Source organism: Micromonospora sp. NPDC005163 (assembly GCF_053599835.1).
Window position 1 is genome coordinate 38,060 of sequence record NZ_JBSFYP010000008.1, and the last position, 11,540, is coordinate 49,599.

Sequence of the window (11,540 nt, forward strand, 5' to 3'; positions counted from 1 at the left end):
GCCGACGAAGATGGCGGCGCGGTGGACACATCCGAACAGGACGGTCGCGCGGGATCAGATCTGCCGGCGCGTCAGCGGTGCCACCGACCGGTCGGTGCCGTCGTAGCTACGGGCCCCGACGAACGCGCCCGTCGGCCGCTGACCGCCGGCGACGGCGCGGGCCAGCCGCAGGTCCGCGTTGCGGAACCGCAGCGCCACGCTCAGGTGCGGCACCCACCCACCCGGCGCGTGCCACGGACGATGTCCGGCGGCGTCGACGAGCACGTCCCAGACGGCGGCGTGCAGCGTGGTCAGCGCCGGCGTGGTTCGCACGAGCCAGACCAACGGCGCACTGCCGTCGAGAACGACGATGCGGTCGAGCGTGACCGGCACCGGCAGCGCGGCGTCGAACAGGTCGGTCAGGCGGTGCTCGGCCCCGGGCGGGAACTCGTCCACCGCGGCGAGGGTCAGGTGCGGCCGGTTGGTCGGGTGGGTGTTGCGGGCCAGGCTGGGCAGCCCGGCCGCGGCCAACCGGTCCCAGGCGGACCGGACCGCCGCGTCCAACCCGGCCGAGCAGACCAGTTCCACCGTACGCACCAGGCCACCGTAACCGTGCCGGCGACGCGGTCAGAGCCAGCCGTTGTCCCGGGCGGTGCGCACCGCCTCTGCGCGGTCGGCCGCGCCGAGCTTCTGCACGGCGGCGGAGAGGTGGTTGCGCACCGTGCCGGTGGACAGGTGCACCCGGCGGGCGATCACCGCCACCGGGGCGCCGAACTCGGCCAGCCGCAGTGTCTCCAGCTCGCGGGGGGTCAGCGGGCAGGTGGGCAGGGTCAGCGCGTCGGCGGCGAGCGACGGGTCGACGTACCGGCCGCCGCCGTGCACCCGGCGGATCACGTCGGCGAGCGCCCCGCCCGGCGAGCCCTTGGGCAGGAATCCCCGCGCGCCCGCCGTCAACGCCTGCCGCAGGTGCCCCGGCCGGCCGTGCCCCGTCAACACCACCACCGCGCAGGCCGGCAGTGCCCGGGTCAGCTCGGCGGCCACCTCGATGCCGTTCAGGCCGGGCATCTCCAGGTCCACCACGGCCACGTCGGGACGATGCGCGAGCGCTGCGTCGACCGCGGCCCGGCCCTCGGCGGCCTGGGCCACGACCTCGATGTCCGGTTCCAGCCCGAGCAGCGCGGCGACGGCCACCCGCATCAGCTCCTCGTCGTCGGCGAGCAGGACGCGGATCACGGGACCACCGGCAGGGTGGCTTCCAGGGTGAACACCGCGTCCTCGCGGCGCACCCGCAGCTCCCCTCCGGCGGCCGCGAGCCGTTCGGCGAGCCCTCGCAGGCCGTGGCTGTGCGCGTCCGGACCACGGTCGTCGGCGCCGTCGTTGGCCACCGTCATCCTGGCCACGTCGTCCTCCCGGTCGATGCTGATCCGGCACCAGCCGGCGCGACTGTGCCGCAGCACGTTCGTCCCCGCCTCGCGCAGCACGGCGGCCAGCTCGGTGGCGGCGGCCTGCGGCAGGTTGGCCGGTGGCGGAGGCACCGTGCAGCGCACCCCACAGGAGCGCAGGACGCCCGCCACGGCGGCCAGCTGTTCGCCGAGGTCGACGGTCCGGTAGCCGTGCACGGTCTCCCGTACCTCGGTCAGCGCGGATGCCGCGAGCCGCTGGACGTCGGTGGCCTCCTGGCCGGCCCGTTCGGGGTCGATCGGGGCCAGCCGGGCGGCGAGTTCGGCCTTCAACGCGATCACGGTGAGGTTGTGGCCCAGCACGTCGTGCACGTCGCGGGCGAAGCGCAGCCGCTCCTCGGCGGCGGCCAGCCGGGCGCGGGCGGCCTGCCCCTGTCGAGCCTCCACGAGCAGGTCCCAGAACCAGACCTGGAACCAGTTGACCGCGGCGACGGACAGCCCGATCCCGCCGGTGACAGCCAGGTGGCGCCCGACGGAGCCATCGGTCCACCAGGCCACTCCCGCCGACGCCAGCAGGGCGCCGACCGCCACCGCCACCGCGGCCGGGAGCCGGACCAGCAGCGGGGCCATGCCGATCAGGGATGCGCCGAGCCAGGCCCAGGTCGGCCAGGCACCGGCCGCCACCGGCCCCACCAGCGGGACGGTCAGCACCGCCACCCCGGCCAGGCTGAGCTGTGCCCGACGCCGCCAGCGGTGGTCGAGCCACGGCGTCACGGCGGCGTACAGCACTGCGGTCTGAGCGGCCGCGAAGGCGAGGATGCCGGCCGCGCCGAAGGAGACGCGGCCGGGATCGGGATCGCGGGTCAGGCCGACCGCGGGCAGCAGCACGCTCGCCCAGACTCCGGTGGCCAGCGACAGCAGAGTCGCCTGCCGGGCCCGGTGCAGCCGCCGGTCCGCCCGGGGAGTCACCGCCTCGCTCGCCACGGCACCGATACTAGGGCCGCTCCGCGCCCGGTCCACCCCAGCGGATGTCACGGTCGAGCCATGCAGTCCGCACGGTTTTCCGGTGACGGATGGAACTGCCGGCTGCTCGCGTACGCCACCAGGGTGGACGGCATGGAGATGACACGGACAGACATTGGCGCTCTCGCCGTACCGCCGACCGGGCCGCTGCCGGCCGAGCGGCCGGCACCGCCGGGCAAGACGCCCGCCACCGTGGCGGGCGGCGGCACGCGGCACCTGCTGCGGCACCTCGCCGAGATGGCGCTCGCCATGGTCGCCGGGATGCTGCTGCTCGGCCCGTTGTGGGACGCGGCCGGCGCCGCGCTGGGGCTCGCCGGCCCGCTGGGCCGGCCGGAGGTGGCCGCCCTGGTGATGGCCACCGACATGACCATCGGCATGACGGTCTGGATGCGCTACCGCGCGCATCGCTGGCTCGCGGTCGGCGAGATGGCCGCCGCGATGTACGTCCCGTTCCTGCTGCTCTTCGCGCCGATGTGGGCCGGCCTGCTGGACGCCGACGCGATGCTGCTCGGTGGCCACCTGCTGATGGTGCCGGCGATGGTGCTGGTGGCGGTGCGACACCGTCACGAGGCCCCGGTGCCCGTACGCCGGCATCCGGCCGTGGTGGCGATCGCCCGCCGGTGGCCGACCGGGCTGGCGCTGCTGATGACCGTGGACAACTGGGTCGACCCGGGCGTGCTCACCCCGTGGGCGATGTTGGTGCTGCCCGGCGGCTACCTGGTGATCGGTCTGGCCCGCGGCACACTGCGCGGACCGGGCGTGCTCACCACTCAACTGCTCGGCCTGGCCGGCTGGGTCACCCTTACCCTGGTCGCGGTGACGGCCGGCGGACGGACCGCCGCGTGGCTGGTGGCGTTCGGTTGGCTGGCGCACGCCGCCTGGGACCTGGTCCACCACCGCATCGGGCGGGTGGTGCCGCGCGGCTACGCCGAGTGGTGTGGGGTACTCGACGCGGCGGTGGGCGTCACCGTGATCCTGGCGATCCTGACCACCGGGTGAACGGACCGCCCGCCGGCACGGGGCGGCGGGCGGCCGGTCCTCCCGCGGCGCGTTGTGCCGGTCGCCGCAGCGGGTGCGGCGGCGTGATGAAAGGCTTGGCGCATGAGTTCCGCACCTGCACAGCACGACGCACCGACCGACACCACCCCCGACGGCACCGACGAGGCGAACGCCTTCACGGAGCTGGGGCTGCGCACCGAACTGCTGGGCGCGCTGTCCGCTCTCGGTTACGAGGAGCCGACGCCCATCCAGCGGGAGGCGATCCCACCGCTGCTGGAGGGTCGGGACCTGCTGGGCCAGGCGGCCACCGGCACCGGCAAGACGGCGGCGTTCGCGCTGCCGCTGCTGCACCGGATGCCGGCTCACGGCGACGGCGGGGACCCGGTCGCGTTGGTGCTGGTGCCGACCCGGGAGCTGGCGGTGCAGGTGTCCGAGGCGTTCCACCGCTACGGCAAGGACCTGGGCGCCCGGGTGCTGCCGATCTACGGTGGGCAGCCGATCGGGCGGCAGCTGCGGGCACTGGACAGCGGGGTGGACGTGGTGGTGGCCACCCCGGGGCGGGCCCTCGATCACATCGCCCGGGGCACGCTGCGGCTGGGTGGGCTGGCCACGGTGGTGCTCGACGAGGCCGACGAGATGCTCGACATGGGCTTCGCCGAGGACATCGAGGCGATCCTGGAGCACGCGCCGGCGCAGCGCCAGACCGTGCTCTTCTCGGCCACGATGCCGTCCCGCATCGACGGGATGGCCCGGCAGCATCTGCGCGATCCGGTGCGCATCGAGATCGGCCGGGAGCAGCCGGTGGCCGGCGAGGCGCCCCGGGTGCGGCAGAGCGCGTACATCGTGACCCGGGCGCACAAGCCCGCCGCGCTGGGCCGGGTGCTGGACGTGGAGTCGCCCACCGCGGCGATCGTGTTCTGCCGCAGCCGGGAGGAGGTGGACCGGCTGACCGAGACGATGAACGGCCGGGGCTACCGCTCCGAGGCGCTGCACGGCGGGATGAGCCAGGAGCAGCGGGACCGGGTGATGGGGCGGCTGCGGGCCGGCACCGCCGACCTGCTGGTCGCCACCGACGTGGCGGCCCGCGGGCTGGACGTCGAGCAGCTCACCCACGTGGTCAACTACGACGTGCCGTCGGCGCCGGAGTCGTACGTGCACCGGATCGGTCGGGTTGGCCGGGCCGGGCGCGAGGGCGTGGCGATCACCCTCGCCGAGCCGCGCGAGCACCGGATGCTGAAGACCATCGAGCGGGTGACCGGTCAGCGGATCACCATCGACAAGATCCCGACGGTGGCGGACATGCGTACCCGCCGGCTGGAGCTGACCCAGGCGGCGCTGCGGGAGAGCCTGCTGGAGGACGACCTCGACCCGTTCCGGGTGATCGTGGAGACGCTGACGGACGAGTTCGACCTGATGGAGGTGGCCCTCGCCGCGGTGAAGCTGGCACACGAGGTGACCTCCCCGGGCTCGGACGACGAGGAGGAGATTCCGCAGGCGCCGGTGCGCGGCCCGCGCGAGGGCCGGCCCGAGGCCGGCGGTCGGGGCGGCGATCGGCGCGGTGGCGGTCGGCCACGGATGGCCGGCAACACCGTCCAGGTCTTCGTCGGCCTGGGCCGGCGCGCCGGGGTGCGCCCGCAGGACCTGGTCGGCGCGATCACCGGGGAGACCGGGATCAGCGGCCGGGACATCGGCTCGATCGAGATCGCCGACCGGTTCTCGCTGGTGGAGGTGCCGCAGGGCGTGGCGGACGAGGTGATCTCCGGGTTGCGCTCCAGCACCATCAAGGGCCGCAGGGCCACCGTGCGCCGGGACCGCGGCGGCGACCGCTGAACGACCGCCGGCGACCGTCGGGTACGACGGTCGCCGGCGCAAGGATCAGAAGGAGTACGGGCCGAACCGGCCCCACGCCACGACCGCGGCGAGGACGAGCAGCACCGTGCAGGTCACGGCGCCCTGCAGCTCCGTCCGGCGCCGGTCGTCGGTGTCCTGCCTCTTCATGTCGCGCAGGTGCACCAGGATGCCGCCGATCATGACGATGACCAGGCCGACCGCCGCGAGCGGGGTGAGCACGGTGGCGATGCCGGTGAGCGGCGGAAGCACCAGCCCGGCGGCGGCCAGCAGCTCGGCGGCGCCGAGCGCCTTGACCTGGTGCGGCGGGACCGGGTCCACCCAGCGCATCAGGTCGCGCAGCTTGTCCTTGGGCTGCGTCAGTTTGGCCGTGCCGGCGCCGGCGAAGACGACGGCGAGCAGGATCTGGATGATCCAGAGCACCAGGTTCACGGGGGTTTCCTCCGGGGGTACCGCCTCGCGGCGGAGAGGTAGTTGAGGGTTCAAGCGAGACAGTAGCCCCGTGCGGCACAGCAGTGACCCCCGCCGTCGGAGAGACGGCGGGGGTCGCTGTGGTGTTGGGTCAGGCCGCGAAGAGAGCCGGACCGTCCAGCGCCTTCACGTCGGCCGGGCGCAGCGCCAGGGCGAGCACGTCGGCCACGTCGGCCAGGGTGTGCACGGTCAGCGCCTCGCGCACCTCGGCCGGCAGGTCGTCCAGGTCCGGCTCGTTGCGCGCCGGGATGATCACCTCGGTGAGGCCGGCCCGGTGCGCGGCGAGCAGCTTCTGCTTCACCCCGCCGATCGGCAGGACCCGACCGGAGAGCGTCACCTCGCCGGTCATTCCAAACTCGGGGCGGACCGGACGACCGGTGACCAGCGACGCCAGGGCCGTCACCATGGTGATGCCGGCGCTCGGGCCGTCCTTGGGCACCGCGCCCGCCGGGAAGTGGACGTGGATCCGACGTCCGGCCAGAACGTTCGGGTCGATGCCGAAACGCCGCCCGTTGGAGCGCAGGTACGACAGGGCGATCTGTGCCGACTCCTTCATCACGTCACCGAGCTGGCCGGTCAGGGTCAGGCCCGGCTCGCCCTCCATGCTGGTCGCCTCGATGAAGAGCACGTCCCCGCCGGCGCCGGTGACGGCGAGGCCGGTGGCCACACCCGGCACCGCGGTGCGCTCGGCCGACTCCGGGGTGAACTTCGGCCGGCCCAGGTAGTCGGCGAGGTTGCCGGTGTCGACGCGTACAGGCGCCGGGTCCGTCGCCAGCGCCACCGCCACCTTGCGCAGGATCTTGGCGAGGGCACGCTCCAGCTGCCGGACGCCGGCCTCCCGGGTGTACTCCCCCGCGATCAGCGCGAGAGCCTCGTCGGCGACGCTGACCTCCTCGACCGTCAGCCCGGCCCGCTCCCGCTGCCGGGGCAGCAGGTGGTCCCGGGCGATGGCGACCTTCTCGTCCTCGGTGTACCCGTCCAAGGTGACCAGCTCCATCCGGTCCAGCAGTGGACCGGGGATGGTCTCCACCACGTTGGCGGTGGCCAGGAAGAGCACGTCGGACAGGTCCAGGTCGACCTCCAGGTAGTGGTCCCGGAAGGTGTGGTTCTGTGCCGGGTCGAGCACCTCCAGCAGCGCGGCGGCCGGGTCGCCGGCGTAGCCGGCGGCCAGCTTGTCCACCTCGTCGAGGAGCACGACCGGGTTCATCGAGCCGGCCTCACGCAGCGCGCGGACGATCCGGCCGGGCAGCGCGCCCACGTAGGTGCGCCGGTGACCGCGGATCTCCGCCTCGTCACGGACGCCGCCGAGCGACACCCGCACGAAGTTGCGGCCGAGCGCCCTGGCGACGGACTCGCCGAGGCTGGTCTTGCCGACCCCGGGCGGACCGGCGAGGGCCAGCACCGCGCCGGAGCCGCGACCGCCGACCACGCCGAGGTTGCGCTCGGCCCGGCGGTTGCGCACCGCGAGGTACTCCAGGATGCGGTCCTTCACGTCGGCCAGGCCGGCGTGGTCGGCGTCGAGCACCGCCCGCGCCGCGGCCAGGTCGGTGTTGTCCTGCGTACGCGTGCCCCACGGCATCTCGAGCACGGTGTCCAGCCACGTGCGGATCCAGCCGGCCTCCGGGGAGGCGTCACTGGCCCGCTCCAGCTTGCCGACCTCGCGCAGGGCCGCCTCGCGGACCTTCTCCGGGAGGTCGGCGCCCTCGACCCGGGACCGGTAGTCGGCCGAGCCGTCCGGCTCGTCCTCACCCAACTCCTTGCGGATCGCGGCGAGCTGCTGGCGGAGCAGGAACTCCCGCTGGGACTTCTCCAGCCCCTCGCGGACGTCGCTGTTGATCTGCTCGGTGACCTCCTGCTCGGCCAGGTACGCCTTCACCCAGCCGACCAGCAGCTCCAGCCGGGCGGTGACGTCCGGCGCGGCGAGCAGCTCGGTCTTCTGCTCCAGGGTCAGCCAGGGCGCGTAGCCGGCCGAGTCGGCCAGCTCGGACAGGTCGGTCATCCGCTCCACCGCGTCGATGACCTGCCAGGCGCCACGCTGCTGGAGCACGGAGGTCACCAGGGCGCGGTACTCGCGGGCGAGTTCCCGGGCGCGGCCGGCGGGAGCGGGTTCGTCGAGTTCGGTCGCCTCGACCCAGAGTGCGGCGCCGGGGCCGGGCACGCCAGAGCCGATCCGGGCCCGGGACAGGCCACGGACGACGGCGGCTGGCTCACCATCGGGCAGCCGGCCGACCTTCTCGATGGTTGCGACCACACCGACCGGGCCGTACTCACCGTCGATACGCGGCACGGCCAGCAGCTTGCGGTCGCCGGTCGCCCGCGCCGCGTCGATCGCGGCCTGGGTGGTCGGGTCGAGGGTCACCGGGATGACCATGCCGGGCAGCAGAACGGCGTCGGTCAGGGGAAGTACCGGAAGAGTTGCCATCGAACACCTGCTATCGCGTTGACTTGAGCGTGTCTCACTCAAGTAACAAAGCGTTCCCCTTGTTCCGGACTGTGACCCAGGCCACTGTCCCGCGTCGGACGACGGACCGGAAACAGCAGCTCACGCGCCAGCCGCCCACCACCGGCCACCGCCACGGCGAGCGGAATCGCCAGGCTGATCACGGCCAGGGCGACCACGATCCGGCCGGGCAGCCCGGCGCCGGCGGCGAGCAGGGTCAACCCGGCGAAGACCACCAGCTTCATCCGGGTGCGGGCCACGGGGACCACACCGGCCTCCCGGGTGGGTGCGGCGACCGACGGCATCGTTCCTCCTTCGGGGTACGGGCGAGCGGCGGGCACGTCGGCGTTAGGTGGCGCCGTCGTCGAGCAGTTCGTCCGCCAGATCCGGGTTGGTGCCGTACAGGCGGGGGTCGCCGGGTGCGAGCACCGGCTCGGGGGCGTGTGCGCGGGGGTTGTCGTCGTATCGGAACTCGCCCCTGCCGTCCGGGGTGGGGCCGGAGGCCCAGCGGCCCCGCGCGGCGTCCCGGCCGGGAGAGAAGTCCAGGTAGGTGTAGCTGAACTCGTCGGTGAACTGCGGGGAGTCGGTGAAGGCGTCCGGCACCGGCATCTCCTCCAGGCCGTCCTGTTTGAGCTGCTCGATGGCGGCCATCCACATGTTCTGGTGCATGGTGTCGCGGGCCAAAAGGAAGCGCAGCATCTGCTTGACCCCGGGGTCGTCGGTCATGTTGAACAGCCGGGCCACCTGCAGGCGGCCCTGCGCCTCCGCGGTGACGTTGAGCTGGAAGTCGGCCATCAGATTGCCGCTGGCGGTGATGAACGCGCCGTTCCAGGGCACGCCGTTGCTGTCGGTGGGCAGGGCGCCGCCACCACCGTGGATGAAGTGCGCCGGGTTCGACCCGCCGTAGACCGCGGCGACCATCGGGTTGTCGTCGGCGGCTTCCTGCAGTGACAGTGGGGCGTTCTCCAACAGGCGGGTGATCATGGTGGCGATCATCTCGACATGGCCCATCTCCTCGGTGCCGACGTCGAGCAGCAGGTCCTTGTACTTGCCGGGCAGCCGGCAGTTCCAGCCCTGGTAGAGGTACTGGTTGGCGACGGTCATCTCGCCCCACTTGCCGCCCAGGATCTCCTGCAAGCGGCGGGCGAACGCGGCGTCCGGGCCGTCCGGCTTGGCCTCGAACTGCAGGTCCTTGACGTGGCCGAACATCGGGTCCTCCTCGCTGCCGGGAGCTGGCGCGAGGAGGATCCCCACCCCGGTGGCCCGGCCGGGCCAACCCGTGTCCCGGCGGGGTCAGCGCACCGGGCGGACCACCGGCAGCAGCACCTCCAGCGCCACACCACGCGGCCGCAACCGGTGCGCCCGCAGCACTCCCCCGTCCGCCGCCAACAACTGCCGCACGATCCAGAGACCGAGGCCGGACATCCCGACCGCCGGCGCCGGGCGGCGCATCGCGGCCAGCAGCGCGTCGTCCACCCGCCCCTCGTCGGTGACCAGGATGCTCAGCCCGCGGCGGCCCAGCTCGGCGTGGAGGCCGACCTGCCCCTCCGCCGGCCCGTGCCGCACGGCGTTCTCCACCAGGTTCACCAGCACCTGCCGGGTCCGGCCGGACGGCACCGGGCAGGAGCCGGCGCGCCGGGTGGCCCGCGCCCGCCGCCGGTACGCCGGCACCAGCGCGGCGGCCTCGCGCAGGATCCCGGCCAGCGGTACGAGCGGCTCCGGCTGGGGAGCCAACGCCAGCGCCCCGGTGCCGGCGGTCGCGCCGCGCAGCAGGCTCTGCAGGTGGGCGGCCTGATCGCGGGCCAGCTCGGTGATGGCCCGCCGGTCCGCGCCGGTCAGCTCCCGGCGTTCGTCGGCGAGCGCCCGGGTCAACGAGGTCAGGGTGCTGACCGGGGTACGGAACTCGTGACACAGCACGCGCAGCAGCAACTCGGAGTCGGCCGCCGAAGGTCGCAGCTCACCGGGTACGGGCTCGGTCCGGCGCAATCCTCGCAGCAGGCCGTGCAAACCGCTCCGTGCGCGCATCCACCCGACTCCCCTCGTTCGGTGCGTACCCGCATGATCAGTACCCGCTGGGGAACGGCGCAGACATGCCGGACGCCGCCACCATCCGACTCGCCGTCGTGGACGATCACCCCCTCTTCGTCCGCGGCCTCGAGTTGCTGCTCCCGGCGACCACCGACGGCCGCGCCGAGGTGGTCGGCTCGACCGGCGACGCCGCCGCCGCGGCCGCCCTGGTCAGCCGTTGCCGCCCCGACCTGGCCCTGGTCGACCTGCACATGCCACCACCCGGCGGCATCCGGGCGGTGGCCGCGATCCGGCGGACGACCCCTCGCGTACGAGTGGTCGCGATGTCCGGTTCCTCGGACCCGGCGCCCGCGCTGGAGGCGCTGCGGGCCGGCGCCGAGGGGTTCCTGCCGAAGACCAGTGAGCCGGAGGAGCTGCTCCCCCCGCTGGTCGCCATCCTCGACGGCTGGGCGGTGCTGCCGGCCGAGCTGCTGCGCGCCGTTCTGCGACCGTCGCGCGCCGCACCGGTCGACCTCGATGGCGAGGAGCGTCGGCTGCTGCGGGCGATCGCCGCCGGTCGCAACACCGTCGACATCGCCGAGGAACTGCACGTCTCGGAGCGGACGGTGAAACGGATGACCGCCGCACTGCTGCGCAAGCTGCGGGTGTCCAACCGGGCGGAGGCCGCCGCCGTCGCCGGACACGCCGGCCTGCTCGGCGAATGAGGCGGACCCCACGATTCAGCTTCCGTTCGCGGTTTTGCGAGCGTGAAATCGCGACGCGCCGAAATGAATGGGACGCATATTGTTGCGGATTCCCGTGGTGATAGGTCAGACTTTGGACACATCCCGCCACACACAGGGAGTAATCGGCAATGGCGAGAAAAGTAATCACGGTGCTGACCGACGACCTCGACGGTGGGAAGGCCGACCGGACCGTCGAGTTCAGTCTTGACGGCGTGGCCTACACGATCGATGTCTCGGACGAGAATGCGGGCGTCCTGCGCAAGACGCTGGATCCGTACATCAATGCGGGTCGGCGGATCGGCCGGGGCCCGGTGGAGAACACCCGGACAGTTCGGCGGCCGGGGCGGCCCAGCGGCGCCGGAATGGATCGGGAGCAGAACCGGGCCATCCGGGAATGGGCCGTCAAGAACGGCTACAAGATATCCGAGCGGGGCCGGATCCCGGTCGAGGTCGTCGAGGCGTACAAGAGCCGCTGACCGAACGACATGGGGACGGGGTCTCGCCGGCAACGGCGTGGCCCCGTCAGATTTTTCGCCGGCCTCCTCGCCCGGAAAGACACGCGGCGGCCGGTCACCTGGGCTGTCCGCCCCGGTGACCGGCCGCCGTTGGTCGGCTCGATCTGTTTCC

At 73.4% G+C, this 11,540-nt stretch carries 12 protein-coding genes; 4 read left to right on the forward strand and 8 right to left on the reverse strand.

Annotated elements, in window-relative coordinates; translation table 11 throughout:
- Positions 1-54 precede the first annotated feature (54 nt).
- The 3 genes from ACWD6N_RS08575 to ACWD6N_RS08585 are packed head-to-tail and all read right to left on the reverse strand — an operon-like array spanning position 55 to position 2,363.
- Positions 55-576 (reverse strand): 2'-5' RNA ligase family protein, encoded by a 522-nt coding sequence (locus tag ACWD6N_RS08575; protein WP_450004638.1) that lies wholly within the window; start codon positions 574-576, stop codon positions 55-57.
- A gap of 30 nt (positions 577-606) precedes the next feature.
- The gene (locus tag ACWD6N_RS08580) at positions 607-1,212 is read right to left on the reverse strand and encodes a response regulator transcription factor (protein WP_450004639.1); all 606 of its coding nucleotides are present in this window, start codon (positions 1,210-1,212) and stop codon (positions 607-609) included.
- Complete coding sequence (locus ACWD6N_RS08585; protein ID WP_450004640.1) at positions 1,209-2,363, reverse strand: sensor histidine kinase; 1,155 nt, start codon at positions 2,361-2,363, stop codon at positions 1,209-1,211. The genes ACWD6N_RS08580 and ACWD6N_RS08585 overlap by 4 nt, the downstream gene beginning before the upstream one ends.
- A gap of 60 nt (positions 2,364-2,423) precedes the next feature.
- Here ACWD6N_RS08585 and ACWD6N_RS08590 point away from each other — a divergent pair, with 60 nt between their 5' ends.
- Together ACWD6N_RS08590 and ACWD6N_RS08595 are read left to right on the forward strand one after the other, a co-directional pair.
- A complete protein-coding gene (locus ACWD6N_RS08590) occupies positions 2,424-3,401 on the forward strand; it encodes a hypothetical protein (RefSeq protein WP_450004641.1) in 978 nt (325 codons plus the stop codon).
- Between the two features lie 102 nt (positions 3,402-3,503).
- The gene (locus ACWD6N_RS08595) at positions 3,504-5,231 is read left to right on the forward strand and encodes a DEAD/DEAH box helicase (RefSeq protein ID WP_354962209.1); all 1,728 of its coding nucleotides are present in this window, start codon (positions 3,504-3,506) and stop codon (positions 5,229-5,231) included.
- 45 nt (positions 5,232-5,276) lie between these two features.
- Here the strand turns inward: ACWD6N_RS08595 and ACWD6N_RS08600 are convergent, their stop codons facing one another.
- From ACWD6N_RS08600 to ACWD6N_RS08620, 5 genes are all read right to left on the reverse strand, one after another.
- A complete protein-coding gene (locus ACWD6N_RS08600) occupies positions 5,277-5,681 on the reverse strand; it encodes a DoxX family protein (protein ID WP_354962210.1) in 405 nt (134 codons plus the stop codon).
- A 130-nt stretch (positions 5,682-5,811) separates the two neighbouring features.
- Entirely contained in the window at positions 5,812-8,142 is a 2,331-nt protein-coding gene (gene lon, locus ACWD6N_RS08605) for an endopeptidase La (protein WP_354962211.1), read from the reverse strand.
- Between the two features lie 38 nt (positions 8,143-8,180).
- Positions 8,181-8,465, reverse strand: a complete 285-nt coding sequence (locus ACWD6N_RS08610; protein ID WP_354962212.1) for a hypothetical protein — start codon at positions 8,463-8,465, stop codon at positions 8,181-8,183.
- Between the two features lie 43 nt (positions 8,466-8,508).
- The gene (locus ACWD6N_RS08615) at positions 8,509-9,369 is read right to left on the reverse strand and encodes a manganese catalase family protein (protein WP_354962214.1); all 861 of its coding nucleotides are present in this window, start codon (positions 9,367-9,369) and stop codon (positions 8,509-8,511) included.
- A gap of 84 nt (positions 9,370-9,453) precedes the next feature.
- Entirely contained in the window at positions 9,454-10,185 is a 732-nt protein-coding gene (locus ACWD6N_RS08620) for a sensor histidine kinase (RefSeq protein WP_354962215.1), read from the reverse strand.
- A 65-nt stretch (positions 10,186-10,250) separates the two neighbouring features.
- Between ACWD6N_RS08620 and ACWD6N_RS08625 the strand changes: the two genes are divergently transcribed.
- Both ACWD6N_RS08625 and ACWD6N_RS08630 read left to right on the forward strand, forming a co-directional pair.
- Positions 10,251-10,892 carry a response regulator gene (locus tag ACWD6N_RS08625; RefSeq protein WP_450004642.1) on the forward strand — a complete coding sequence of 214 codons (642 nt, stop codon included), beginning with the start codon at positions 10,251-10,253 and terminating at the stop codon, positions 10,890-10,892.
- 149 nt (positions 10,893-11,041) lie between these two features.
- The gene (locus ACWD6N_RS08630; protein ID WP_354962217.1) at positions 11,042-11,389 is read left to right on the forward strand and encodes a histone-like nucleoid-structuring protein Lsr2; all 348 of its coding nucleotides are present in this window, start codon (positions 11,042-11,044) and stop codon (positions 11,387-11,389) included.
- Positions 11,390-11,540: the final 151 nt, after the last annotated feature.